General features: G+C 42.1%; 25 protein-coding genes. 20 read left to right on the top strand and 5 right to left on the bottom strand.

Annotated features, from left to right (window positions below; all coding sequences use genetic code 11):
* Nucleotides 1-14 precede the first annotated feature (14 nt).
* Nucleotides 15-1,127, top strand: a complete 1,113-nt coding sequence (locus M3P07_RS06635; protein WP_249969112.1) for a pyridoxal-phosphate-dependent aminotransferase family protein — start codon at nucleotides 15-17, stop codon at nucleotides 1,125-1,127.
* Between the two features lie 10 nt (nucleotides 1,128-1,137).
* Here the strand turns inward: M3P07_RS06635 and M3P07_RS06630 are convergent, their stop codons facing one another.
* Nucleotides 1,138-1,995 (bottom strand): helix-turn-helix domain-containing protein, encoded by an 858-nt coding sequence (locus tag M3P07_RS06630; protein ID WP_249969111.1) that lies wholly within the window; start codon nucleotides 1,993-1,995, stop codon nucleotides 1,138-1,140.
* 385 nt (nucleotides 1,996-2,380) lie between these two features.
* Here M3P07_RS06630 and M3P07_RS06625 point away from each other — a divergent pair, with 385 nt between their 5' ends.
* From M3P07_RS06625 to M3P07_RS06615, 3 genes are read left to right on the top strand one after another with little or no spacing between them, the layout of a single operon-like run.
* On the top strand, nucleotides 2,381-2,962 hold the full coding sequence (locus M3P07_RS06625; RefSeq protein WP_249969110.1) for a hypothetical protein: 582 nt from the start codon (nucleotides 2,381-2,383) through the stop codon (nucleotides 2,960-2,962).
* A gap of 19 nt (nucleotides 2,963-2,981) precedes the next feature.
* Nucleotides 2,982-3,671, top strand: coding sequence for a hypothetical protein (locus tag M3P07_RS06620; RefSeq protein WP_249969109.1), 690 nt, complete (start codon nucleotides 2,982-2,984; stop codon nucleotides 3,669-3,671).
* A 41-nt stretch (nucleotides 3,672-3,712) separates the two neighbouring features.
* A complete protein-coding gene (locus M3P07_RS06615; RefSeq protein WP_249969108.1) occupies nucleotides 3,713-4,066 on the top strand; it encodes a Dabb family protein in 354 nt (117 codons plus the stop codon).
* A gap of 78 nt (nucleotides 4,067-4,144) precedes the next feature.
* Here M3P07_RS06615 and M3P07_RS06610 read toward each other — a convergent pair whose 3' ends face one another.
* Nucleotides 4,145-5,701, bottom strand: a complete 1,557-nt coding sequence (locus M3P07_RS06610) for a M28 family peptidase (protein ID WP_249969107.1) — start codon at nucleotides 5,699-5,701, stop codon at nucleotides 4,145-4,147.
* A gap of 69 nt (nucleotides 5,702-5,770) precedes the next feature.
* Nucleotides 5,771-6,613 (bottom strand): AraC family transcriptional regulator, encoded by an 843-nt coding sequence (locus M3P07_RS06605; RefSeq protein WP_249969106.1) that lies wholly within the window; start codon nucleotides 6,611-6,613, stop codon nucleotides 5,771-5,773.
* Nucleotides 6,614-6,739: 126 nt separating this feature from the next.
* Between M3P07_RS06605 and M3P07_RS06600 the strand changes: the two genes are divergently transcribed.
* Genes M3P07_RS06600 through M3P07_RS06585 form a run of 4 tightly spaced genes read left to right on the top strand, consistent with a single transcriptional unit; the run spans nucleotide 6,740 to nucleotide 10,898 of the window.
* A complete protein-coding gene (locus M3P07_RS06600) occupies nucleotides 6,740-7,648 on the top strand; it encodes a dihydrodipicolinate synthase family protein (protein ID WP_249969105.1) in 909 nt (302 codons plus the stop codon).
* Nucleotides 7,648-8,658, top strand: coding sequence for a 4-hydroxyproline epimerase (locus tag M3P07_RS06595; protein ID WP_249969104.1), 1,011 nt, complete (start codon nucleotides 7,648-7,650; stop codon nucleotides 8,656-8,658). The genes M3P07_RS06600 and M3P07_RS06595 overlap by 1 nt, the downstream gene beginning before the upstream one ends.
* 1 nt (nucleotide 8,659) lies before the next feature.
* Entirely contained in the window at nucleotides 8,660-9,916 is a 1,257-nt protein-coding gene (locus tag M3P07_RS06590) for an NAD(P)/FAD-dependent oxidoreductase (protein WP_249969103.1), read from the top strand.
* A 55-nt stretch (nucleotides 9,917-9,971) separates the two neighbouring features.
* Nucleotides 9,972-10,898 (top strand): hypothetical protein, encoded by a 927-nt coding sequence (locus M3P07_RS06585; RefSeq protein ID WP_249969102.1) that lies wholly within the window; start codon nucleotides 9,972-9,974, stop codon nucleotides 10,896-10,898.
* Here the strand turns inward: M3P07_RS06585 and M3P07_RS06580 are convergent, their stop codons facing one another.
* Both M3P07_RS06580 and M3P07_RS06575 read right to left on the bottom strand, forming a co-directional pair.
* Entirely contained in the window at nucleotides 10,899-11,294 is a 396-nt protein-coding gene (locus tag M3P07_RS06580; protein WP_249969101.1) for a VOC family protein, read from the bottom strand.
* Between the two features lie 4 nt (nucleotides 11,295-11,298).
* The gene (locus M3P07_RS06575) at nucleotides 11,299-11,934 is read right to left on the bottom strand and encodes an alpha/beta hydrolase (protein ID WP_249969100.1); all 636 of its coding nucleotides are present in this window, start codon (nucleotides 11,932-11,934) and stop codon (nucleotides 11,299-11,301) included.
* A 60-nt stretch (nucleotides 11,935-11,994) separates the two neighbouring features.
* Here M3P07_RS06575 and M3P07_RS06570 point away from each other — a divergent pair, with 60 nt between their 5' ends.
* From M3P07_RS06570 to M3P07_RS06515, 12 genes are all read left to right on the top strand, one after another.
* Entirely contained in the window at nucleotides 11,995-12,417 is a 423-nt protein-coding gene (locus tag M3P07_RS06570; RefSeq protein WP_249969099.1) for a PaaI family thioesterase, read from the top strand.
* Complete coding sequence (locus tag M3P07_RS06565) at nucleotides 12,398-13,474, top strand: chorismate-binding protein (protein ID WP_249969098.1); 1,077 nt, start codon at nucleotides 12,398-12,400, stop codon at nucleotides 13,472-13,474. Before M3P07_RS06570 ends, M3P07_RS06565 begins: the two co-directional genes overlap by 20 nt.
* A gap of 40 nt (nucleotides 13,475-13,514) precedes the next feature.
* Nucleotides 13,515-15,233: a 2-succinyl-5-enolpyruvyl-6-hydroxy-3-cyclohexene-1-carboxylic-acid synthase gene (gene menD, locus M3P07_RS06560; RefSeq protein ID WP_249969097.1), complete on the top strand. Its 1,719-nt coding sequence runs from the start codon at nucleotides 13,515-13,517 to the stop codon at nucleotides 15,231-15,233.
* A gap of 39 nt (nucleotides 15,234-15,272) precedes the next feature.
* Nucleotides 15,273-15,614, top strand: a complete 342-nt coding sequence (locus tag M3P07_RS06555) for a DUF2853 family protein (protein ID WP_249969096.1) — start codon at nucleotides 15,273-15,275, stop codon at nucleotides 15,612-15,614.
* An 85-nt stretch (nucleotides 15,615-15,699) separates the two neighbouring features.
* The gene (locus M3P07_RS06550; RefSeq protein ID WP_249969095.1) at nucleotides 15,700-16,530 is read left to right on the top strand and encodes a CvfB family protein; all 831 of its coding nucleotides are present in this window, start codon (nucleotides 15,700-15,702) and stop codon (nucleotides 16,528-16,530) included.
* 155 nt (nucleotides 16,531-16,685) lie between these two features.
* On the top strand, nucleotides 16,686-17,285 hold the full coding sequence (locus tag M3P07_RS06545; protein ID WP_249969094.1) for an SPOR domain-containing protein: 600 nt from the start codon (nucleotides 16,686-16,688) through the stop codon (nucleotides 17,283-17,285).
* A 2-nt stretch (nucleotides 17,286-17,287) separates the two neighbouring features.
* Nucleotides 17,288-18,196 carry a 1,4-dihydroxy-2-naphthoate polyprenyltransferase gene (locus tag M3P07_RS06540; RefSeq protein ID WP_249969093.1) on the top strand — a complete coding sequence of 303 codons (909 nt, stop codon included), beginning with the start codon at nucleotides 17,288-17,290 and terminating at the stop codon, nucleotides 18,194-18,196.
* Between the two features lie 32 nt (nucleotides 18,197-18,228).
* Nucleotides 18,229-18,984: a LytR/AlgR family response regulator transcription factor gene (locus M3P07_RS06535; protein ID WP_249969092.1), complete on the top strand. Its 756-nt coding sequence runs from the start codon at nucleotides 18,229-18,231 to the stop codon at nucleotides 18,982-18,984.
* Nucleotides 18,985-19,475: 491 nt separating this feature from the next.
* Nucleotides 19,476-21,437, top strand: a complete 1,962-nt coding sequence (locus M3P07_RS06530) for a sensor histidine kinase (RefSeq protein WP_249969091.1) — start codon at nucleotides 19,476-19,478, stop codon at nucleotides 21,435-21,437.
* Between the two features lie 38 nt (nucleotides 21,438-21,475).
* Nucleotides 21,476-22,528 carry an o-succinylbenzoate synthase gene (locus tag M3P07_RS06525; RefSeq protein ID WP_249969090.1) on the top strand — a complete coding sequence of 351 codons (1,053 nt, stop codon included), beginning with the start codon at nucleotides 21,476-21,478 and terminating at the stop codon, nucleotides 22,526-22,528.
* The gene (locus M3P07_RS06520) at nucleotides 22,519-23,457 is read left to right on the top strand and encodes a CPBP family intramembrane glutamic endopeptidase (RefSeq protein ID WP_249969089.1); all 939 of its coding nucleotides are present in this window, start codon (nucleotides 22,519-22,521) and stop codon (nucleotides 23,455-23,457) included. The genes M3P07_RS06525 and M3P07_RS06520 overlap by 10 nt, the downstream gene beginning before the upstream one ends.
* Entirely contained in the window at nucleotides 23,435-24,577 is a 1,143-nt protein-coding gene (locus tag M3P07_RS06515) for an AMP-binding protein (RefSeq protein ID WP_249969088.1), read from the top strand. Before M3P07_RS06520 ends, M3P07_RS06515 begins: the two co-directional genes overlap by 23 nt.
* Nucleotides 24,578-24,626 lie beyond the last annotated feature (49 nt).

Below are 24,626 nucleotides of genomic sequence, written 5' to 3'. Positions count from 1 at the left end.
TTGAAATAAAACCCATGGACATTTTTAGAGAAATGAAAACCAGTACCAGGATTCTAATGGGACCTGGACCCAGCGATGCACATCCAAGAGTGTTAAGAGCAATGTCAACACCTTTAATTGGCCACTTAGATCCTGAATTTTTGGAGGTGATGGACGACATTAAGGGTATGGTGCAACAAACTTTGCAAACCAAAAATCAGTTGACTTTTGTGGTTTCGGCCCCGGGAAGTGCCGGAATGGAAACTTGTTTGGTGAATTTATTGGAACCCGGGGATGAGGCGGTTATTTGTATTCATGGTGTTTTTGGTACCCGGATGGCGGATATCGCAGAACGTTGCGGGGCAAAGGTGATCAAGGTTGAAGCTCCTTGGGGAACGCCCATTGACCCTGAAGATGTGAAAAAAGCCTTGACAGGTCGCAATCCAAAATTGGTTGCCATTGTACATGCCGAAACTTCAACAGGTGTGCTACAACCTCTGGAAGAAATAAGTAAAATGACCAAGGATGCAGGCGCGTTGTTGGTGGTTGATGCCGTTACCTCGTACTGCGGAACAGATTTAAAGGTAGACGATTGGGGAATAGACGCCCTGTATTCGGGAAGTCAAAAGTGTTTAAGTGCCCCGCCGGGACTTTCCCCCGTTACCTTTAGTCAGGCTGCTATAGATGTACTGGATTCCAGAAAAACCAAAGTACAAAGCTGGTTTCTGGATTTAACTATGGTAAAGAACTATTGGGCCGGAGCCAAGCGTGCATATCATCATACCGCTCCAGTTTCTGCCATGTTTGCGATGCGGGAGGCGCTGCGCATAGTTTTGGAAGAAGGTCTCGAAAATCGCTTTGCACGCCATCAAAAAAACCATGAGTTGTTGCGGGATAATCTGGAGGCCCTTGGTTTTGAGTTTTTGGTGGACAAACAATATCGACTACCCATGTTAAATGCGGTAAAGATTCCGAATGGGGTTAATGATGCAGCGTTAAGAAAACGCTTGTTGGAAGAATATAACATTGAGATCGGAGGTGGACTTGGACCCTTCGCTGGAAAAATATGGCGCATCGGATTGATGGGCGAGAGTTCTGATGCGAATCATGTAAATATGCTGGTTGCCGCATTAAAGGAAATAATGTAACCTAATTGGTTTAAACCACCTGATACTTTCTCCTGTATTCGGCAGGTGTTATATGATTGTACTTTTTAAAATTGTCATAGAATACCGATAAGCTGTTGAACCCACTTTCAAAAGCTATGGCTTCTATGCTCAAGTTTTTATACGCGATATCTTTGAGCAGCTGGGATGAATGTTCGATTCTAAAACCGCTTAGCAGTTCAGGAAAACTCTTGTTTTCAATATTGTTCAATGCTTTGGAAAGATGATGGTTTGTAGCCCCCAGTTCTTTGGCAAGCAAAGCGAGGGTGAGATCACTTTTTGTAAATAGCTTATCTTTTTTCAAGGTCTCAATGGCATTTTTAGCTAGGCTTTTTAGCTGGGGGTTGCCATTTTCTTGATAATTGACGGGCCGTGTGATTTTGCTATAATTTTTCATTCCTATCAAAGCAATCGCAAAAAACACCACCACTTCGCTAAAGGTGATTCCGATATAATATAGTTTGTTGGTAACAACTGCCTGTAGAACAAACCCAATCCACAAAAGCGTCATGGCCACCATCAGCTTTAGAACCCAAAACGGCTTTCCATTTTCCCGTTTTGTCACCAAAAACTTCGCATGGTAAATCAACCTTCCGCCCATAAAGTAGTAGACCAACATATGAAAAAGGCTGCCTATATATATCCAGTGCAAAGTTTCACCTTTGAGCCAAGGTATTGCCAAGAACACCAGCAAAGACGGAATAAAATGCCTGTAATCCCAGCTCACCTTACTTAATATGGACCGTATATAAAACCAATAAAGAGGTCCAATGGATAACATTCCAACAATCCCAATGGATGTTAGACCACTTGCATATTCTGGAAATAGAATATATATCACAGACTTCATAATTCTCAGGGAAAACGCCAACAGTAGGAAGGCAAGAAGATGACGAATCGGTTTATACCTCCGGTTCCTTTTTTCCAAAAACAAAAAAATGGAAAAAAGTACCGCGTTCCCTATTAGAAACGTACTGGCCATTACCATAAAATGGGTGTAATCCATAAGTAAAAACAATACTTAAAAGTATTATTAAATTCTAAATTCAGGTTCCTGATTCATAAATCCGTAGTTAAGTTGACGTTGCATTCGCAATATTTAGCGGCAAGAATATCTACCGTGTTATATGAAATGTCCCAGAATCATTTTTTACATTTTTTTATGGTGGTGCCCATTCATTTGTCATTCACAAGAAAGGGAAGCCGAGAAAGTTGTTGATCGCTTTCTTGAACTTATGGGAGGGAAACAACTCTGGAACCAAACCAACTTTCTATATCTAAAAGAAAAGATGTGGACCAAGGAAACTGATTCGATTGACATGGAAATATGGCTTGACCTTACCAAACCCAAAACTAAAATCAAACTTAAAAATGATTCATTGAACAGGGTAAGGGCTTTTACTCCTAACGGGGGATGGGGCCAATTGGAAGATGGGTCCATATATCAATTTGATTCGTTGCGGTTGAAACAGGAAATCGAAAACTGGAAAAGAACCTTGTATTCCATCTGCAAGAGAATTGCATTAAAGAACCATGGTTTAAGTTTTAAATTAAGAGATGATGGAGGGTTAGAGATTTTTGAAGGAAATATGGAACTCCTGTGTATAATAGAATTCAATCATGAAGGTAGGCCAATTAAATGGCAAATGAAGAGCGAGTTTGGCAATGATGTTTCCATTTATGGACCGCTAGCGTCCTTTGGCAAGTTTAGCTTACCAAAATGGCGTACCTCACTCGACGGACACTGGCAATTTGAATATCTGGAGGTAATCGGTTATCCCAAAGTACCGGATATATCATTTGATCTTGCTGAATAAACTCAAAACAAAATTAAATATGACCATCCAAAAGTTAAAGATTATAGTGTGCTTGGTACTAGTTTCTTCGGCACCAATGGCAGCCCAAAATGTTGAAAAAGAGAGGCCAGAACGTTTAGACCAGCTTATGAAAGCCGTGGGAAATGAAGAATCATGGCGCAATGCAAAGGGTTTTTATATGTTGGAAATTGCCCATTATGCCAATCTTAAATTGCCTTTGGTAAGGCGTTTTTGGATAGATTTTGAAAACCCGAGGATCAAGATGGCAAGTAGAAACGCGAACTTAAACGAAGTACGTGCATTGAATAAAGACAATGGTTGGACCCTTAAAGGGGATGAGTTAACTATATGGGACGAAGGGTTGGTGAATAGATTTAGATCATTCTGGCCAGGGATTCCTTCAAGAATTTTCCACCTTTTGGCCTCTGATGACCCTAGCCTAACCTATGAGATACTTGAAGATAGAATTAATTTTTCGGTGGATGGAAAGTTTGCTGTTTGGATTGCCACTGATGAAATTGGGAACCCAGTTGCGTATGGTCGCTCCAGCAACCACAAGGAAACACATTTCCTGGGCGAAATTTTGGATTATGGTCCTGTTAAATTATGGAAGGAAGCGTTTGAACCGGGTGGGCAATGGCGTGTGGTTATGGTCGATTACGAACTATTGACCGACATGTCCGACATTTCTTATGCTACCCCTAAATAGCAAAATAAAACCAATCTTAGGGCTTCAAAGAAAATACTCCAATGAAAAAGTTCACTCTGTTTCTTCTATGTTTTAGCGCATTTTGCCTTTCTTGCCAGGAAACCACGGAATTTCATCATGTATTGCTCTATCGTTGGGCGGATGATGTTGAAGGTCCTAAAAAGGAAAAATTCCTGGAGATCTTTAAAGGGCTTCCTTCAAAAATCGAAGGCCTTAACAATGTTTCTTTGGATCTAATCACCAATTCCTCAGAAGACCATGACATATTGATTACCCTCCATTTCTCATCCGATGACAACATAAAGACATATCAGAATCACCCCGACCATAAAACCATAGAGCTTATGGCAGCTGATATTATTCAGGACTATGATTTCTTCCAGTTTACCAAATAAATCTGGACAATTATAGATTCTTTTACAAAAGAAAAGCCCTTCGTTATGAAGGGCTTCTTTGTGGAATAAAGGGCCGACTTACTTTACAGCTTTGTCAACCACTATGCGGTTTTCCCGATTGGCCACCTCCCATGCGGTGTAAAAAACCAACCTCGTCCTATTTTTCAAAAGATCATAGTTTATTTTGTCCGGGGTGTCCCCAGGTCGGTGATAATCGGCATGGGTACCATTGAAATAAAATATGATTGGAATATTGTTTTTGGCAAAATTGTAATGGTCACTTCGGTAGTAAAAACGATTGGGGTCGTTCTCATCGTTGTAGGTATAATCGAATTCTATTTGTGTGTATTTGTCGTTGATTTCCTCGGACAAATTGTGGAGTTCGGTACTCAACTTATCAGAACCGATCAGATAAAGATAATTTCTACTTCCGTCCCTTTTGGGGTCGATTCTTCCGATCATGTCAATATTCAAATTGGCCACCGTTTGTTCCAAGGGTAGAATCGGGTCCACATCTGTGTAATATTTTGATCCCAAAAGGCCTTTTTCTTCTCCCGTCACATGGAGGAAAACAATGGAGCGTTTTGGGCCTTCTCCAGCATCAGCAGCTTTTTTAAAGGCCTCAGCCATTTCCAATAGGGCGACAGTTCCTGAGCCGTCATCGTCTGCTCCATTATTTATTTGTCCGTCGGCAGTTACCCCTATATGGTCCAAATGCGAGGATACAACGACATATTCATCAGGTTTTTCGGTTCCCTTTATAATCGCCGCCACATTCTCAGAATCCACTTCCCCATTTTTGCTGGTAACATTCAACTGTATGGAAGCAGGGATTGCTTTGGGGGTATGATCACTTTCAATATCCGTTTTAAGCGCCGCTACGGACTTTTCATCAAGCATGATCAATATTTGGGAATCGGATTCGTCCTTTAAGCTCATTTTACCACTCTTATTACTTTTCATAAAATCAAAATAGCCCTTGAAACGCTTAAAGTTTGTCATGTCATAATAAAGAACTCCCTTTGCTCCCTTTTCAATGGCAAGGGTGGATTTTTTACCCACGCCCTCGCTCATATTGCTCCATATAGATTTCTTTTTATCTCCTGAAAGCACATAGTTGCCGTCAGCATTGACGGGCTCGCCTGCCTTGATAAGCACTAGCTTTCCGCTTACATCGACGTTGGAATAGTCGGAGTAGGAACCTTCCTCTATACCATATCCCACGTAAACCAAGTCCTCATAGGTTCCAGTAGCTTCGGCAAAGGTCAATACGTTATCCCCAAGAGCAAAGGAGGAACCATTAAAATCAACATTTCCCTCGGGTACTTGTGCAATTTCAAGTGGTACCTTTTGTTGGTAGTCACCATCACGTTTAGCTGCTGGGATACCTAAAGATTCATAGTAGGAGGTAAGATAGGCAACAGCTTTCTTTTGCCCTGGTTTCCCGGTTTCCCTACCTTCAAACTCGTCAGAAGCGTATACATAAAGATGTTCTTTTAAATCTTCTTCGGTAATGGATTCCGCATAAGTAACGGGATCAGGGTTTTTGGTGGCAGTTGTTGTTTTCTCAACGGTTTTCTGTGAGGTATTGCAGGAAAATTGCAATCCGATAAGCAATAGAAGTATGAATCTCATTTCAAATGGTTTGTCCAATAATTCGCCAAAAATAACAAAGAATCCCATCCCATGTACGGGATTTTAAATTTAGCTGAGTTCCTTTAGATATTTTGTAGGGTTGGTTCCTTTTATATCCTTAAATGTTTTGTTGAAATTGGAGATGGAATTAAAACCGGCCTGATGCGCAGCTTCCACCACCGAAAGATCTTGATTTTGTGCAAGAAGCTGGCAGACGTGCTCAATGCGGATTTCACTCAAAAACTTGAAAAAAGTTTTGTTCGTACGCTGTTTAAAAAACCTACAAAAGGCATTAGGGGTCATGTGGGCTAGTTTGGAAACCTTTTCCAAGGTGATTTTCTGCTCAAAATTTTCCATAACATAATCGAATACCACTCGTAACCTTTCCCCATGGTCATGTGAAAGCTCCTTGGGCTCCAAAAAATTGGAAAGCGGTAATTTCTGTGCCCCGCTAAGCATTCTAAGCAATTGCATCAGCATCATAAACCGCGCAAAATGCGTTTGGGAGAATATCCGTTCAATTACCATTGGGATCTCCAATGAGGTTGTATTTAGCTTGAATCCGGTTTCTGCATAATTAAAAAAATATTTGAGTTCCTCCATTTCCTGAAGTTGGAAAAACGATGCGCCAAATGAGTCCATTGCAAAAAAAACCGATTTCATCTGCACAATGCCATCAGTGACTTCACTTTTGAACAAATGCGGAATATGACTTCCAATGACAAAAAAGTCCCCGGGATGAAAAACATGTACACTATCACCGACGATGACTTTTCCCGTTCCCTTTAGAATAAGGCTGAGTTGAATTTCCCGGTGTTGATGAAGCTTGTCAAAAAAAGCGGGTCCTTCATCATTTTGGACGACAATGTTCTCTCCAGGTTTTTTAGGAATCGTAAAGGAATAAATTTTCATTTACTCAAAAATTACCTTAATAAACTTTAAATTATAAAAACAAAGATAATATAACGTAAATATTAGCTAATTTTCAGGAATAGTACCTTAGAAACACCTTCTACTTTTGTAAAAAATAATTAGAATATGGCACAAGTAAATTGGAAAGGGGTAATGCCCGCTGTAACCACCAAGTTCACGAATGATGATCAACTAGACCTGAATATGTTTTCTGTAAATATTAGGGCGCAACTGGATGCAGGGGTACATGGAATTATTTTGGGAGGTACTTTGGGTGAGGCCAGTACCTTGGAAGATGAGGAGAAAAAAATCTTGGTGAGGCATACTGTTGATTTGGTGGACGGCAAAGTTCCGGTAATTATGAACATCGCGGAACAGTCCACTAAAAAGGCAATTGAAACAGCCGCCTTGGCCAAAGAACAGGGAGCAGCTGGACTTATGATGCTGCCACCGATGCGATACAAATCAACAGACGAAGAAACTGTAGCGTATTTCAAAGCAGTTGCTGACAGCACAACCTTGCCTATAATGATCTACAATAACCCAGTGGACTATAAAATTGAGGTAACTTTGGAAATGTTCGATGAGTTATTGAAGCTTGACAACATTCAAGCGGTAAAAGAATCGACACGGGATATTACCAATATTATCCGAATCAGAAACCGTTTTGGGGACCGTTTGAGTATACTTGGCGGGGTGGATACCTTGGCCATGGAGACTTTGGTTATGGGTGCCGACGGATGGGTGGCCGGTTTGGTTTGTGCTTTTCCGCGCGAAACTGTGGCCATCTACGAATTGGTCAAGTCGGGCCGAATAGAAGAGGCAGCCGAAATTTACAGATGGTTCATGCCACTTTTGGAATTGGATATTAGCCCTCAATTGGTTCAGAACATTAAACTTGCCGAAGTGGCGACAGGGATTGGAAGCGAACAGGTCCGATTGCCCAGATTGCCATTGAGCGGAGCCGAGCGGCAACGGGTACTGGGAATTATCGAGGAAGGTGTAAGGACTAGACCAGAAATCCCCAACTTTTAATGAGTGTACATACGTTTAAATGCATTGATGCGCATACCTGTGGAAATCCCGTACGACTTGTTGTAGAAGGGGGACCTGACCTTGTAGGAAAGACCATGGAAGAAAAGCGGCAGCACTTTTTAAAGGAATATGACTGGATAAGAACCGGCCTAATGTTTGAACCCCGGGGTCATGACATGATGAGTGGAAGCATTCTTTATCCACCGCACGACCCTAATAATGATGTAGCGGTGCTCTTTATAGAAACCAGCGGTTGTTTGCCCATGTGTGGCCATGGTACTATTGGAACCATGACCATTGCTTTGGAGGAAGGATTGATTCAGCCTAAAGAAAAAGGAAAGGTAAGACTGGAAACGCCAGCTGGCCTAGTGGAAATAGCCTATTCCCAGCCCAACAAAAAGGTGGAATGGGTTCGGATTACCAATGTAAAAAGCTATTTGGCAGGACAGAATCTTACGGTAGACAGTTCCTTTTTAGGCAGCTTAAAATTCGATGTGGCTTTTGGCGGAAACTTTTACGCTATTGTGGATCCCCAACAAAATTTTTCTGGGGTACAGGACTTTACGGCAAGCCAACTGATTCAATTTTCACAAGAGGTTAGACAAACCATTAATGAAAAATATCCCGGCGAATTTGTACATCCCGAAAACCCTGCGATCAATCAGGTTTCCCACGTGTTGTGGACGGGAGAACCTTTAAATCTCCATTCTTCTGGCCGAAATGCAGTTTTCTATGGGGATAAGGCCATCGACCGATCTCCTTGTGGCACGGGAACTTCGGCCCGTATGGCACAATTATACGCCAAAGGCGATTTGGAATTGGGGGAGGAATATGTCCATGAAAGCTATATTGGTTCTACATTTGTAGGGAAAGTGGAAAAGGAAACTAGCTTGAAGAATAAAATGGCCATTATACCCAGTATTCAAGGTTGGGCAAAAGTTTACGGTAGAAACACCATCACCATTGATACGGAGGATGATCCTTATGCCCACGGGTTCCAAGTAATCTAACATGGGAAAAAACAAAAGTGTTATCGTAGTTGGTGGGGGAATCATCGGTCTCTCCACCGCTTATTATTTACAAAAAGAAGGCCATCAGGTTACCGTTTTGGATAAATCCAATATGGATGGCGGAGCATCTTATGTAAATGCAGGATATATTACCCCGAGTCACATTGTACCCTTGGCTTCCCCTGGAATGATTTCCAAAGGAATCAAGTATATGTTCAATTCCTCCAGTCCCTTTTATATGAAACCGCGGCTGGACATGGATTTCATTAAATGGGCCTGGTATTTCAAAAAATCGTCGACTACGGAAAAGGTTGCCAAGGCGATGCCCGTTATCATGGACATCAATCTTTTGAGCCGTGAGTTGTACGAAGAGATATGGAATTCTGGGGATTTGGGCGATTTTCAGTTGGAACGCAAGGGATTGTTGATGATGTACCAGACCAAAAAAGAAAGGGATCACGAGCTTGAAGTTGCCGAACGCGCCAAAGAACTTGGTTTAACAGTCCATCATTTGGATTTGGATGGATTACGAATTCTGGAACCCCATGTAGAGTTGAATGCAAAAGGGGCTTTTCACTATGAATCGGATTGGCATACCACCCCACACCAAATTATGGAGCGTATGTTGACCCATCTCCAAAAAAAGGGTGTAGATATTAGGAAGAATGAGGAGGTTCAAGATGTAAAATTAGGCCCAGACACGGTTATAGGGGTCAGAACCAATCTGACCAATTATCAAGCTGATGACATAGTCTTTGCAGCCGGGTCATGGACTTCCAAGCTTTCAAAAAAATTGGGCGTAAAATTACCCTTGCAGGCAGGAAAGGGGTATAGAATCAATATGGAAACCCCCACCCAAATTTCCATGCCCGCTATTTTGATGGAAGCTAAAATGGCGGTAACGCCTATGGATGGTTTTACCCGTTTTGCCGGAACCATGGAATTTTCCGGAATCAACAGCAAAATCAGAAAAGAACGTGTAGAAGCTATTGCAAGGGGGGCAAGTCAATACTACAAAGGACTACAAATCCCCGAAGTAGATAAACAAAATGCCCAGTGTGGTCTTAGACCCGTTACTCCCGATGGCCTCCCCTATATTGGAACCTCCAAAAGATACAGCAATCTCCATTTGTCCACAGGCCATGCTATGATGGGGTGGAGCCTAGGGCCTGCTACCGGGAAGTTGATCACCGAATTGATTTCGGGGGATAAACTCTCCATGGACATTGCTCCATTTGCTCCAGAACGAAAGTTTTAGACAACTGGCACCCTTTTTGTTTTATAATTGTATCATTTCGAAGTAATTTTACCATATGATCAAGAAATACCTCCTTGTCTTAATCCTAATTACTCTGAACTTTGGAATTTCCGCCCAGGATCTCCAAATGTTCAAGGTGAAGGATTTTGACCTAAACGGAAAGGTAAAGACCTGTTTGGTGATCACCGATTACGGGAAGGAACTCTTTGAATTCAATGAAGATGGTTTTTTGGTAAGGACCGTTACGCAATACAATGATACAGACCAGGATATCACGTATTACAAGTATGCCGAAGGACATCTGATGGAAAAAAGATTGGAGAGTTACAAAGACAATGTGCTTGACGCTGCCACCTCCATGGTCAACTTTTACACGCGGGATAGTTTACAGCCAGGCAAACTGTTTGAAAAAATTGTTTCTTACGACAAGGAATTCCTGGAGCAGCAAGAATACGAATTTGACGAAGAAAACCGATTAGTCAAGATCATCACCTCCAATTCGGAAGGTGTGGATGAGTGTATCGTCGAGTACGTTCCCTACCAAAACGAACTGACCACCAGCTATTTGAGTAACGGTATTCTGGAAAAGTCCGTTCGGACTTCCGAAAAGCAAGCTGGCGGCAGTATGCAAAAAATAGTGTTGACCAAGGAGTTTATTGACGGTGATCCGAATAAAGCCACAGAAGAGATTTTTAAATCGGATGGCAAGTTGAGTTCCAAGGAATTTTTCCTTTATAATGTTTCCGCTAAGAAGTTTGAATCTGAGAAAAAATTGATTTACTCCTATGATCCTGAAGGAGTGCTGGAAAAAGTCACAACACGTACGGTCAACTCGGAATCGGTAAAAGAATATATTTTTCAATTTGATAGCAATCCGGAAAAAAATTGGATCAAACAGATCATCACACCGGACAATGCGTATTCCACCAGACGTATTACCTATTATCCAGCCGAAAAGGTAGGGGACGAAGGTCCCAATTGATCAATTGATCTGTAACAAATCCCAAAGATTTCCGTAAAGATCTTCGAACACGACCACGATGCCATAGGGCTCCTCCCTAGGTTGCTCTTTAAAAACAACTCCTTTTTCCTTCATGGAGTTATAATCCGTCCAAAAATCCGAAGTGTGTAAAAACAGGAACACCCTTCCACCAGTTTGGTTGCCAATGACAGCTTCCTGTGCGGCCCCGACGGCCTTGCCCAGAACAAGGCTACATTGACCATCCCTAGGCGAGACCACCACCCATCTTTTTCCATCTCCCAAATCAACATCTTGTTTAAGTTCAAAATTCAATTTTTGGGCATAGAAACTGATGGCTTCATCATAATCCTTGACCACTAGGGTAACATGTGCCAAATGTTTTTCAATAGTTTCCATGTTTTTAAATTAAGGTCGGTAATAGTTCCGGTTTCACTTCGTGTCCTCCTTCAAAATTGATGATCTCCGCCTTTCCCAAAAAGAGGGTGTCGATTTTCTCTATCTCCACTTTCCTTCGCTCGGGAATCAAGTATTTATCCGTTGAGCCATACACAATTTTGACCTTGGTGGTTTCCCAATCCACAAAATCAAAATCTGCCCTTACCAACTCATTAGGAATACCCCCGGCATAAAGAACAACCGAATGACAGGGTACTTTTCTCCGGACCATCCATCGCGCAGCAACGGATACTCCTTGGGAAAACCCAAAAAGTATCAAGTTGGCATGGGAGGGAAATTGTTCGGCTTCGTAAACGGCATCAATATATTCCAAGACATTTTCCGTTTCCATAGCAGTGCTTTCCTTGGTCAGCCAGCTGGCACCCACATATTTGAATTCATCCTTTAAATAGTACTTAGAGGGCGCTTGCGGTACCACAATATAATTCACCTCCGGATTTAGCTGGGAGAAATACCGGATAAAGTACCGGCTCAAATACCCCATTCCATGAAACACCAACCATACATTCTTGGTTGTTTCGGTTAAGGTATTCAGGGTTTCATACGTATTTTGCGTGGTATAGGTGACCTTCTTTTCCATGGATTACATAAACTTCTTTTAAAGCAATACCTTTGCGTAATTTTACGAAAATTTGAAAGCATGAACGAGCATAAGGCAAAGATTCTTGAGGTCTGCAACGGCATTTGTAAGAATACCTTAATGGAAACATTGGAAATTGACTATGTAGATGTAGGCGAGAACTTTTTGGTGGCCCGTATGCCGGTTTCCCCAAAAGTGCACCAACCGGATGGCGTGCTCCATGGGGGTGCATCGGTGGCACTTGCCGAAAGTGTGGGCAGTGCGGCCTCCTATGTTTTTTTGGATGGACAGGAATTCTTTGTCCGTGGAATTGAAATCTCGGCCAATCATGTCAAATCCATTCGGGAGGGTTACGTTTATGCCAAGGCCTCCATTATCCATAAAGGACGTACCACCCAGTTGTGGGAGATAAAAATTACCAACGAGGAAGGTGACCTGATTTCCAACTGTAAATTGACCACCATTGCCCTACCCAGAAAATAAGGATTTTCAAGAGCTACTCGAACAAATGGGAGGTGTCTGGAAGAATGACCGTCCGTTTGCCATTTATCGAAAACCTGGAGAGCGGACAATCATCGCAATTCTTCAGGACGATAATGAGTTGCACATAGCCCAAAATTTTGACGAACAGGGTTTTGTTTTTGCACCCTTTGATTGGAAAGATGATGCGGTAATAATTCAAGCTGATCAAGTATTGACCACATCTTGGAATTCAACTACCTCCCAATTGTCCGAGGATGTTGAGGTAATGGATCAGGGCAAGAAAGAACATCTTGAACTTGTTCAAAAGGGGGTGTCCCAAATAGAGAAAGGTAGCTTGCGCAAGGTAGTGTTGTCTAGAAAAGTGGAATTGGAATACGAAGAGTCACCGCTTGAAATTTTCCAAAAGCTGCTGGAGAATTATGCCAATGCCTTTTGTTACCTATTCCACCATCCCGAAATAGGTAGTTGGTGCGGGGCCACTCCGGAAACCTTAGTACATATTAGGGGAGGGGAATTTAGAACCATGTCGTTGGCGGCCACCTTGGCTTATGTTGAAAATCAGCTGCCCGATTGGGGGAACAAGGAGATTGAGGAGCAAAAAATGGTATCCAACTATATTTTGGACCAACTTGGCGATATAGCCCACCCGCTTCAGATGGACCCTGTGGAATCCGTAAGGGCTGGAAACCTATGGCATTTGAAATCCGAGATTAGGGGCAGGTTGCTGTCCAATACATCCATTGCAGATGTGCTCAGGGCTTTGCACCCAACCCCAGCAGTTTGCGGTATTCCTACGCATGAGGCCAAAAACTTTATTTTGGCACAAGAAGGGTATCAACGCAAATACTATACGGGCTTTTTAGGGGAATTGAACCTAGCGGCAAATAGAAGTGCTTCCCTGTTTGTAAACTTACGATGCATGGAGATCCACCAGGGCAAAGCTTCCCTATTTGTGGGCGGGGGAATTACTAGGGCATCTGATCCCGAAAAGGAATGGACTGAGACCCAGAACAAAAGTAAGACCCTGCTCAACATCCTACAATTTGCCAAGCATTAATTTTGGGCTGAGAACGTTTTGGAGCGTATTTTTGTAATCCATGATGCACTCCAACATTCCTTCGGCACAGACATTGGTTCTTTACTTTAAATCGAAGGGAATCAAAAATATTGTGATTTCACCGGGCTCCCGAAATGCCCCCTTGACCCTAAGCTTTACCAAGAACCCATTTTTTTCTTGCTTTAGTATTGTTGATGAGCGCTGTGCGGCGTTTTTTGCCCTTGGAATGGCTCAGCAATTGGGCGAACCGGTTGCAGTGGTCTGTACCTCGGGGAGTGCCATGTTGAATTTTTATCCCGCTGTAACAGAGGCCTTTTATAGCGATATCCCCTTGGTTGTTGTTTCGGCGGATAGACCAAAACACAAAATTGATATCGGGGATGGGCAAACTATCAGACAAGAAAATATTTTTGAAAAGCATATCGGCTATTCGGCCAATTTGAAGGAAGATGTATCCCGTGGTTTGGAAGTAACGGGTGTTGAGCGGAGTCAGGCATCGATTCAATCCCATAACCAACGAGCAATTGAAACAGCCCTAAAAATCGCCTTTGAAAAATCGACCCCCGTACACATCAATATCCCTTTTGAAGAGCCCTTATATGGTTTAACAGATAGGTTGAAAGTCGAGATACCTGTTTCCGAAACACCGGTTGCAAAATCTGGGAATAATGATTGGGCAGATTTGATTTCCATTTGGAATTCAAGTCAACGGAAGATGGTTTTAATTGGGGTTAACCCACCCAATGCTCTGGAAAAGGAAATATTGGAAACCTTGGCCAGGGACACCAGTGTTCTGGTATTTACGGAGACCACTTCCAATGTACATCATCCCAATTTTTTCCCCAGCATTGATAGCATCATAGCTCCTATAGAGAAATCTGTGGATAGAGATGAACTCTTTGACAATTTGCAACCCGACCTGCTCATTACCCTTGGGGGGTTGATTGTTTCCAAAAAAATCAAGGCCTTTTTACGGGGACATCAACCCAAACACCATTGGCACATAGACTCCAACAAGGCTTATGACACTTTTTTCTGCTTGTCGGAACATATAAAGACCCATCCCAATACTTTTTTTGGTTCGGTAATGGGTGATTTTAATAAAGCAGAAAGTAGTTATCGCGACAAGTGGCTAAACGCCAAGACGAACTATGAACAAAAAAGGCAAACCTATTTGGAACAGATAGGATTTTCCGATTTTGTAGCATTTGACTTGATCCAACCAAGCATTCCCAAGGGTTATCAAGTACATTTGGCCAACAGTTCAACAGTTCGCTATACCCAACTGTTTCCGATGGATGCTTCCTTACATGTGTATTGCAACCGAGGCACAAGTGGCATCGATGGAAGTACTTCCACCGCATTGGGGGCCTCTATTCATAACCAAAAACCAACGCTTTTAATAACCGGGGATTTGAGTTTTTTCTACGATAGCAATGGACTTTGGAACAATTATATCCGTCCTGACTTTAGAATCATCTTGATCAATAATTCGGGAGGTGGTATTTTCAGGATTTTACCTGGATTCGAAGAAACTGATGAGTTTTCAACCTTTTTTGAAACGCAGCATGCGCACAGTGCCGAACATTTGGCCCGCATGTTCCACTTTGATCATTTAGCTGCAGCAAATGAACAGGAGGTAAAAATGGCTATGTCCAAGTTTTATGATCCTTCCGAAAAACCCAAAATTCTCGAGATACAAACACCCACGGCTGCGAACAACAAAATTTTGCTCGACTATTTCGATTTTATATCTTAGAACGATCTGTTAGTAACCATTAAAACCAATACCTGGACCATGAGTAAAAGAGATGATTTGATTGTAAAATACGCGGCCGATATCAAAGAAAAATTTGGAGAAGACCCCAATATGGATTTGTTAACCAAGGTCACTGTTGGCTTGGGTCCTTCCATATACAATCTGGATTCCTCCAAGGTCTCGGGATCAGATGAAAAGGAGCTAAATACTGTAAAAAACAACTACCTGATCAACAAATTGGGACTTTCGGATAGCCCGAATTTGATGGAAGCCATCAACGGAATTATCGATACATACGGGAGATCCGACAAGAACAAACATCGGGCGGTGATCTATTATATGCTTTGCAAGCAATTTGGCAAGGAATCGGTTTACCGCTAATTCTCGAAGACAGTAGAACCTGGGTGGGGTTCTCCCGCCTCAAATCTTCTTTTTTATACCCATAATTTCGGTCTACCTTTGCCGCATGATAGCATTGGGGAATTATAACACGCTTAGGGTTTTACGTAGCACAAGGATTGGTCTCTTTTTGGGCGATAACGAGGGAACGGAAGTATTGTTACCCAACAAATATGTCCCCGAAGATTTTGAGATCGATATGGAGCTCAAGGTGTTTTGCTACCTGGATAGTTCCGAACGTCCCATTGCCACCACCCTAGATCCTTTGATAATTCGGAATTCCTATGCCTATTTAAAAGTGGTGCAGGTGGGTGCCTACGGTGCATTTATGGATTGGGGTTTGGAAAAACATCTGTTGGTTCCATTCAGGGAGCAAACGGTTCGGATGGAAGAGGGGAAGCGTTATGTTGTCCATTGCTATTTGGATGAGGAGACCTTCAGATTGACGGGCTCAAGTAGGATCAACCGTTTTCTTTCCAATGAAGGGTTCGACCTTACACCTAATTCCGAGGTGGATTTACTTGTGAATAGAAAAACCCCTTTGGGTTGGGAAGTGATCATAGAGAACCAATATAAAGGTCTAGTTTTTGAGAGTGATGTTTTTAAGCCTCTCGCCATAGGGGATAGGCTTACTGGGTACATAAAGAGCGCAAGACCGGACAACAAAATAGACGTTGCCCTTCAACCCTTGGGAGCAAAGATGTTAGAGCCTACGGCCAACATGATTTTGGAAAAATTGAACGCAAACGGTGGCTTTTTGCCCCTGCACGATAAATCCAGTCCGGAAGAGATCCAAAAACAGCTGCATTTAAGCAAAAAATCTTTCAAAAAAGCCATTGGAACCCTATACCGTGAAAGAAAGATAGTTATCAAGGAGAATGGGATCCAGCTTGTGTAAACTTTGGTTGATAAATAAGTTGGGAAATTGTTAATTGATTTGACAACATTGCATTTTTTTCTTTCGCCAAAAATTATACATTTGTAGAAGTGTGTATTAACTGCTTGACAGCTATCCTCTTAGGATGTTGGCAGGAAAACAAGAACTGACCTAATATGCCATTTATTGAAGAAAGCGATTTACTGGACCTGCACAAGGACATAGATAAAGCCCAAATTATCAATGAAAGACTGCTGGACCAGATAAAATATAAGAACAAGGATTTGCGCAAAATCAAGTTGCAGCGCAACATTCTTCTAGGGTTCACAGCACTTTTTGTTGTGGGCACCCTTGCGATTACTTCGTTTACCGCAGGGCTGAGCAGCAAAAATTCCTTTGAGAGCCAAAACAGCCTCTTGGTTTCCATTGACAGTTTGGACGTAATCAAGGCGCGAATTGATAACCTTAAACTTCAGAATGAAGAGCTAAGCTTGGTTCGCGAATTCTACCTTGCCAAAGCCTTTTTGGAAAAAGAGACCATCTATTCAGTGCAGGTTAAGTCCTTTGTGGATAACAACGTGACTTTGGCCTCTGAAGCATTGACGAACACCTTGTTCGTAAAGACCAATCCCTTCTATGCCTATTCTTTAGGAAATTTTGAAACCTTGGGCGAAGCCCAATCCTTTAGAAAGCAATTAGTAAATATGGGATTCAAGGATGCCTTTGTAGCCTCGTACCAAGATGGCAAAAGGGTTAAAATAGAAGACCCCTATTAATCTTGGGTAGTTTTAAGGCTTGGGTGCAAGCTGCTAGGTTACGTACACTTCCTCTTTCTTTATCAGGAATAATCGTGGGAACGGCATTGGCTGTCCACCAAGGGTATTTTAATACTACCCTATTTGTTTTGGCCCTGTTGACCACCATAGGGTTTCAGGTCACATCCAATTTTGCCAACGACTACGGCGATGGTGTTAAGGGAACCGACAATGAAGATCGCATAGGTCCAGCGCGGGCCCTACAAAGCGGAATACTTTCCCGGAAAGCCCTAAAACATGGTATCGTTGTTTCCATTGTGATTAGCATGATCTTGGCCTTGGTTTTGGTCTATTTGGCTTTTGGCAAGGAAAATCTAAAGTACATCTTGCTTTTTTCCATTCTTGGAGTTTTAAGCATTTGGGCCGCCATTAGATATACCATGGGATCCAATCCCTATGGTTACAAAGGGCTGGGTGATGTTTTTGTGTTTTTGTTTTTTGGATTGCTAGGGGTATTGGGTAGCATGTTCCTATATACCAAATCTGTGGAATGGACCACGATTTTGCCTGCGGTTTCCATAGGACTGTTGTGTGTTGGGGTATTGAACCTTAACAATTTGAGGGATATAGTTTCCGATAAAAAACATGGCAAAAATACCTTGATCGTAAAAATGGGTTTTAAAAACGGCAAACGCTATCATGCCCTCTTGATTAGCCTTGCATTTGTTGGGTTTTTGACTTTTTCGTTTTTGGAGATTGGTAATATGATCTATTGGTTTTACCTTTTGGCCTTTGTTCCCATCTTTCTCCATTTGCTTAAGGTAATGCGAACCGAGGAACCCATTTTATTGGATGGCGAACTCAAAAAATTGGCCCTAAGTACCTTTTTGCTGTCCCTCCTCTTCTACATTGCTGTTAAGTTTTTTTTGTAATTTTGGTCAGCAACCCACTAAACATTGACAATTTGGAACACCCCATTAAAATACTGATTGTAGAGGACAACGTAATTATTGCAGACGACATGCAATCCATGCTCGAGGAAATTGGGTATGAAATTGTGGACAATGTAATAGTTTACGAACAGGCTGTGGAAGTACTTAAGAACAACCATGTGGACTTGGTACTTATTGATATTATTTTAGCTTCCGATAAAACAGGGATTGATCTTGGAAAACACATAAGAGATGTATATAACATTCCTTTCATTTTTGTAACCTCCAACTCAGACAGGGCTACCGTTGAAAATGCGAAGACGGTTAAACCTGATGGCTACTTGGTAAAGCCATTTGAGCAACAAGATTTATACACTTCTATTGAAATTGCACTTTCCAATTTCGATTATGCCCGAAAAGAAAAAAGTAAGGAGATAGCAGGAAATGAGGGTGACACTTTTACCTCAAACTCCGTGTTGAAGGATTCGATTTTTGTAAAGAAACAACATCTGTATTACAGGATTCAGTTTACAGATATCCAATTTATCAAAGCGGACAATGTATACCTTGAGGTCAACACCGTGGATAAGAAGTTTTTGGTGCGATCTCCCCTAAAGGATTATCTGGAAAAACTTCCGAAGAACAAATTCTATAGGGCACATAAATCCTACATCGTGAATGTGGACCATATTGATGCCATCAACTCCAAGGACATTATGATAAACAATAACCTGATCCCAATCTCAAAGGATTTCAAGGAGTTTATTATCTCTTCCATGAACAGTTGATAGACTTACAATACATTTAAAAATTAAAAGTGCCTTAGGGCACTTTTTTTGTATCACCCCCTTATTTGTAAGAATAACCACAAGTTTTGACGGGTTCACAACAATAGTTTTCGCTTGTGGGGGTATGCAGCTACTTTAGCAGTGTTATTAATTCAGAAAAGTAATTTTTTCATTTTCATATAGTGTTCTCGTAAAAGGGTCTTGTCGTAACTGACAGGACCTTTTTTGTTTGCCCCGCCTTTAAATATCCTGCAGATTCCATGAAATGCACAAAACATCGGTAAAATGCATATTTGCATACACATAGAGTCGTTTCACAACAGAAATGGGCACTTTCACAACAATACCGAACAAGTCTTTCGGAATGGATTTAATTTTGTTTCAAATCCTGCGTTTAAAATAAAAGGACACTGTTTAATTAAGAGAAGGAATAACCATTAAAACACAGAAAGTACAAATTTAAATCTTCCTAAGCACTACCCGTAAGATTAATGATGCATAACCTCAAACTATTATTTTCGGCCTTATTCTTTGTACTGCTGTTAAATGTATCCGCCCAATCCGTTGAAGGTGAGGAAGTAAGCGTTTTAACAGAATTCGAAAATGCCAATGGTCCCCAGAATAGATTTGATGTTTTCTTTAATGCAGTAAATCGATACAACGTCAATTCGGCCTACGATTGGCTGGATACCGTCAAAGTCTACCTCTCCAATGCCCAAAAGATCAACGATTCGGTTGGTAGTCAACTTTATCAAGTAATGCAGGCCCAGTTGTACAACGATTTGGGGGAATATGATAAAAGTGTAGCCTTGGCCATGGAACTATATGGCATCAAGGATTCTTTGGATGCAGGCTCCAGAAAAGCGGTGCTGGAGGTGTTGGACGACAATTATGCCAATCTGCAATTGTACGATAAGCAAATCGAAGTCCGTAAACAAAAAAGAGAGCTCGGCTATACCAATAATGTTGCCTTTTATGATATTTATAGCAATCTAGGGTTGCATCGCAAGGCCCGGAACCAATATATCATGGAGGTAAGGCCTACGATTGCCGACAACGAATCGTACAAACTGGCCAAATACCATAGCAAGGTGGGCAACTATCTGCGCTTGGATAATTCTGCGCCCACTGCCTTGAGCGAGTTAAAGAAAGCCAAGGCCTACTTGGACGTTTTCTTAAATGATATCTCTAAAGAGAAAACTGAGGAACAATTGTTCGAAAGCGATCTTCTGAAAGCCGAAATTGAAGGGAACATCGGAAAATGCCATGTTTTGCTCAGTGAGTACGAGGAAGCAATCCCCCTTTTGGAAAACAGCATTGAGGTCTTAAACACTTCATCAAGAAACAACCACAAAAGCGAGGTCATCGAAAACACCCTGAATCTTGCAGAAGCCAATTTACAGTTGGAAAGGTTTGCCGCAGCCAAGCGAAGCTTGGATATCGATTTCGAGAACATCAGCATTTTACAGAACATTAAACGAAACAGTTTATTGGCTGCCTTTTACGACAAGGTGGAGAACTTTAGGAGTGCCGCCATTTATTATAAGCGCAATGAACGCATTAAGGACTCCCTCTCCCAAAAACAATCGTCCATAATAAAGCAACAGTTGGTGACCATCGTGGCCAACGAAGATCTTGAAAACTCGCAACGGCTTATAGACGAGCAAAAAAGAATCAACGAACAAACCCGAAACGAAATGAAGGCGAAAGATGAGCGGATAAACCTGGTTTTTATTTCCTTGATTTTCACCTTACTTGGCTTTGCTGGACTTGTTTATGCCTATTTAAAGAGTATCAAGAACCAAAGGTTGATCGCAGAACAAAAACACATCATCGAAAATGCGTTGGTCGAAAAGGATTCGTTGCTTAAGGAAATCCATCACAGGGTAAAGAACAACCTACAGATGGTTTCCAGCTTATTGAGCCTACAAACAAAAAATACCCGAAGCAAGTCGGCCATCGAAGCTTTGGAAGAAGGAAAGAGTAGAGTAAAGGCCATGGCATTGATCCATCAAAAATTATATCAGAACGATGACCTGTCCGTTATCGAAATGCAGGGGTACATCGAAAGTCTGATCAATAGCGTGCAATCCGTGTACAAAAAAGGAGGGCACAACATCAGCATTACCATCGATGCCGAGGGCACGGAACTGGATATTGACCGTGCCATTCCTTTTGGTTTGATCTTAAATGAATTGGTTTCCAATTCCTTTAAATATGCCTTCCCGGAAAACGACGAGAACGGAAAAATCTATATTCATCTTCGCAAAAATGGGGAGCAAGGGTATTTTGAATACACCGACAATGGCGTGGGCTTACCCGAAGACGCCGACGAGCGGGCCCATTCGTCCATGGGGATTCGTTTGATGAATCGTCTGGTAAACCAACTGCAATCCAAATTAAACATTGACAAAGCCACCGAAGGAGTAAGGTTTTGGTTCAACTTTAGCTAAAGCATCATCCTAAATATGGTTAAATTTGGAACCATTCGATGAAAGCGACCTATACCAAGTACATTTTGAACTTTAAAAGACCAAGTGGCACCTCGCGAGGGGTGATGACCCAAAAGGAGACTTGGTTCCTCTGTTTGGAGGAGGGCTCCAAGAAAGGAATTGGAGAGTGTGGAATATTAAGGGGCCTGAGCGCCGATGATGTTCCGGAGTACGAGGACAAACTGGCTTGGGTTTGTGAGCACATCCATTTGGGCGAAACTGAACTTCTAGATCAGCTTTGGGATTTTCCCTCCATCCAATTTGGATTGGAACAGGCATTTTTGTCCCTAAATTCCCAAAACCCATTTGCGCTTTTCCCATCGGATTTTTTGGCAAAGGAAATCCCCATTCCCATAAACGGTTTAATATGGATGGGCGATGAAAACTTTATGCTATCCCAACTGGAGGAAAAACTGGAGGCTGGTTTCAATTGCATCAAAATGAAGATTGGTGCGATTGACTTTGCACAAGAATTGTCGATTTTAGATGCCATAAGAAGTAGATTTTCTTCCAAAGAAATAGAGCTTCGGGTGGATGCCAACGGGGCCTTTACCGCGGATAGGGCTCTGGAAAAATTAAACACCTTGGCGCAGTATGAATTGCATTCCATAGAACAACCCATAAAACCCAAACAATGGCAGGTGTTGGCCTCGCTTTGTAAAAACACCCCCTTGCCCATCGCCTTGGATGAAGAACTGATCGGCATTTTTTCTGTAACGGAAAAAGAACAATTGCTACAAACCATACAACCACAATTCATTATCTTAAAACCCAGTTTGGTTGGAGGCTATAGCGGTTCCACCGAGTGGATTCAGATAGCTGAAAAATATGGGATTGGATGGTGGGTAACCAGTGCGTTGGAAAGCAATATAGGCCTTAATGCCATTGCGCAATGGACCGGCACCCTCGACCTTAAAATGCCTCAGGGGCTGGGAACAGGCAGCTTGTTTACGAACAATTTTGAGGGCCCATTGGAGGTTTCCGAAGGAAAATTGTTTTACAGGTCGACCAAAAATTGGAATACGAATTTAATAGATGATTTATGTATATAGCTCAGGGATATAAAGGCAATATCGGACTTTGGAAATATCTGTTTTTGCCGCTTGGATTTATAAGTTTGATGGCTTTCAATTATATCATTACCGTAAACTCTCCCATAAGTGTGGAAGATGCAATGCAACAGCTTATAGAACAATGGGGGTCCAATCTGGTACTTATTGCCGCATTGGGGCCTTTGGCCGTTGGATTGATAACTGTACTGCTATGGACGGTATTGATTCACCAACAATCCATTACCTCCCTAACCACTTCCCGAAAAAAAATAGATTGGAAACGCATCTTTTTTGCCTTTGGTCTATGGGGTGGCGTTACTATTTTGATAACTGGTTTGGATATTTATTTATCACCAGACGATTATGTCCTCAATTTTGATCTGGGAAAATTTCTTTCCTTGGCGGTAATAGCAATTCTACTGATACCCCTTCAGACTAGTTTTGAGGAATACCTATTCCGCGGCCACATGATGCAAGGCCTGGGGATTGCCACGGGAAGACGGTGGATACCTTTGGTGGTAACGTCGGTTTTGTTTGGGGTGATGCACATTGCCAATCCCGAAGTGGAAAAACTGGGAATGGGTATTATGATCTACTATATAGGCACGGGATTCTTTTTGGGAATCTTGACCTTGATGGATGAAGGCCTGGAGCTCGCCTTGGGCTTCCATGCCGCCAATAATCTGATCACTGCCTTGTTGGTCACTGCTGATTGGACCGCTTTCCAGACCCATTCCATTTACAAGGATGTTTCGGAGCCAGCCATGGGTTGGGACGTTTTGATTCCGATTTTTGTGGTTTTCCCACTGTTGTTGTTGCTTTTCGGAAAAAAGTACAAATGGACCAATTGGAAGGACAAACTGTTTGGTCGCGTGCTTAGTAAGGAAGAATTTGTAGCTTCGAACGATGCAGCATCCCCAATGGCATAATATTCATCCAAACTTTAACCTCAATGGCATTCATTATGGTTTTGATGAATTGCTGGAGGTAGGCTATAGCCTTGTCAAGGAAGGTGACCCCTTTGAGCAATCCCTTGGGGATTTTTTGGTGGAGTGGGGGATGCAGACTGCAACTGTCATGGTTCGGACATCTGGATCGACCGGAGCTCCAAAAGCAATTCTCCTGAAAAAGGAGCACATGATCAACTCTGCTCTTGCATCGGGGGAGTATTTTAATCTTCAACCCGGAGACAAGGCCTTACTGTGTTTGCCGTGTACCGGAATTGCAGGTAAAATGATGTTGGTAAGGGCTATGGTCTTGGGATTAGCCCTGGATTATGTGGAAGCCTCGTCATTGCCATTGTCCGGAACACAAAAGATCTATGACTTTACTGCAATGGTGCCACTGCAAGTGGAAAAATCCCTGAATCAATTACCTCAGGTAAAGACATTGATTATTGGAGGTGCTCCAGTTTCTTCTGGTTTGCGGGAAAAATTACAAGCCGTTTCCACCCAATGCTATGAGACCTATGGTATGACGGAAACCATAACCCATGTTGCCGTAAAGTCAATGCAAAATTCAAAACTCAAAATTGAGAATTCCAATAATCCAATAGTCGAACAATCTAATAATCGAGCCGTCCAACAATCCAATTTCACCGCCCTCCCCAACATCACTTTTTCCAAAGACAACCGGGGCTGCCTGGTTGTTGACGCCCCCAAAATCTCCGATAAGCCAGTAGTCACAAATGACATCGTGGTACTCCACAGTGAAACGGAATTCCAGTGGTTGGGTAGATTTGATTCTGTTATTAATTCTGGGGGAGTAAAGCTTATCCCTGAGCAAATAGAACAGAAAATAGCTCCTTTAGTAGCCGCCCGCTTTTTTGTAGTCGGAATCCCCGATGAAACACTGGGTCAAAAGCTTGTTTTGGTAATCGAAGGGGAAGAAACGGACAGCTCCGAATTGCTTCAACAAATAAAATCGCTAAAGGATTTGGACAAGTATGAAGTACCTAAAGACATCTTCTTTTTGTCATCTTTTAAGGAAACTGCTAGCGGAAAGGTAGACCGTTTGGAAACGTTGAAAACCAGTACAAGAAGTAAATAAAAAAGCGCTACACTTGGGCGCAACGCTTTTAATTGTCAACTTGTTTTTG

It is taken from the genome of Flagellimonas myxillae, assembly GCF_023502235.1.
Taxonomy (GTDB): domain Bacteria; phylum Bacteroidota; class Bacteroidia; order Flavobacteriales; family Flavobacteriaceae; genus Flagellimonas; species Flagellimonas myxillae.
The sequence above is the reverse complement of the archived record's forward strand: the minus strand, read 5'-3'. Positions and strand labels throughout refer to the sequence as shown.

Excerpts from the sequence above, each read along its gene's own strand:
- M3P07_RS06545 (WP_249969094.1), top strand. The coding sequence starts at position 16,686 with ATGCCATTTATTGAAGAAAGCGATTTACTGGACCTGCACAAGGACATA.
- M3P07_RS06635 (WP_249969112.1), top strand. The coding sequence starts at position 15 with ATGGACATTTTTAGAGAAATGAAAACCAGTACCAGGATTCTAATGGGA.
- M3P07_RS06585 (WP_249969102.1), top strand. The coding sequence starts at position 9,972 with ATGATCAAGAAATACCTCCTTGTCTTAATCCTAATTACTCTGAACTTT.
- M3P07_RS06605 (WP_249969106.1), bottom strand. The coding sequence starts at position 6,613 with ATGAAAATTTATTCCTTTACGATTCCTAAAAAACCTGGAGAGAACATT.
- M3P07_RS06580 (WP_249969101.1), bottom strand. The coding sequence starts at position 11,294 with ATGGAAACTATTGAAAAACATTTGGCACATGTTACCCTAGTGGTCAAG.
- M3P07_RS06555 (WP_249969096.1), top strand. The coding sequence starts at position 15,273 with ATGAGTAAAAGAGATGATTTGATTGTAAAATACGCGGCCGATATCAAA.
- M3P07_RS06595 (WP_249969104.1), top strand. The coding sequence starts at position 7,648 with ATGAGTGTACATACGTTTAAATGCATTGATGCGCATACCTGTGGAAAT.
- M3P07_RS06515 (WP_249969088.1), top strand. The coding sequence starts at position 23,435 with ATGCAGCATCCCCAATGGCATAATATTCATCCAAACTTTAACCTCAAT.
- M3P07_RS06625 (WP_249969110.1), top strand. The coding sequence starts at position 2,381 with ATGGGAGGGAAACAACTCTGGAACCAAACCAACTTTCTATATCTAAAA.
- M3P07_RS06575 (WP_249969100.1), bottom strand. The coding sequence starts at position 11,934 with ATGGAAAAGAAGGTCACCTATACCACGCAAAATACGTATGAAACCCTG.
- M3P07_RS06620 (WP_249969109.1), top strand. The coding sequence starts at position 2,982 with ATGACCATCCAAAAGTTAAAGATTATAGTGTGCTTGGTACTAGTTTCT.
- M3P07_RS06525 (WP_249969090.1), top strand. The coding sequence starts at position 21,476 with ATGAAAGCGACCTATACCAAGTACATTTTGAACTTTAAAAGACCAAGT.
- M3P07_RS06590 (WP_249969103.1), top strand. The coding sequence starts at position 8,660 with ATGGGAAAAAACAAAAGTGTTATCGTAGTTGGTGGGGGAATCATCGGT.
- M3P07_RS06610 (WP_249969107.1), bottom strand. The coding sequence starts at position 5,701 with ATGAGATTCATACTTCTATTGCTTATCGGATTGCAATTTTCCTGCAAT.
- M3P07_RS06615 (WP_249969108.1), top strand. The coding sequence starts at position 3,713 with ATGAAAAAGTTCACTCTGTTTCTTCTATGTTTTAGCGCATTTTGCCTT.
- M3P07_RS06570 (WP_249969099.1), top strand. The coding sequence starts at position 11,995 with ATGAACGAGCATAAGGCAAAGATTCTTGAGGTCTGCAACGGCATTTGT.
- M3P07_RS06630 (WP_249969111.1), bottom strand. The coding sequence starts at position 1,995 with ATGAAGTCTGTGATATATATTCTATTTCCAGAATATGCAAGTGGTCTA.
- M3P07_RS06600 (WP_249969105.1), top strand. The coding sequence starts at position 6,740 with ATGGCACAAGTAAATTGGAAAGGGGTAATGCCCGCTGTAACCACCAAG.
- M3P07_RS06550 (WP_249969095.1), top strand. The coding sequence starts at position 15,700 with ATGATAGCATTGGGGAATTATAACACGCTTAGGGTTTTACGTAGCACA.
- M3P07_RS06530 (WP_249969091.1), top strand. The coding sequence starts at position 19,476 with ATGATGCATAACCTCAAACTATTATTTTCGGCCTTATTCTTTGTACTG.
- menD (WP_249969097.1), top strand. The coding sequence starts at position 13,515 with ATGATGCACTCCAACATTCCTTCGGCACAGACATTGGTTCTTTACTTT.
- M3P07_RS06520 (WP_249969089.1), top strand. The coding sequence starts at position 22,519 with ATGTATATAGCTCAGGGATATAAAGGCAATATCGGACTTTGGAAATAT.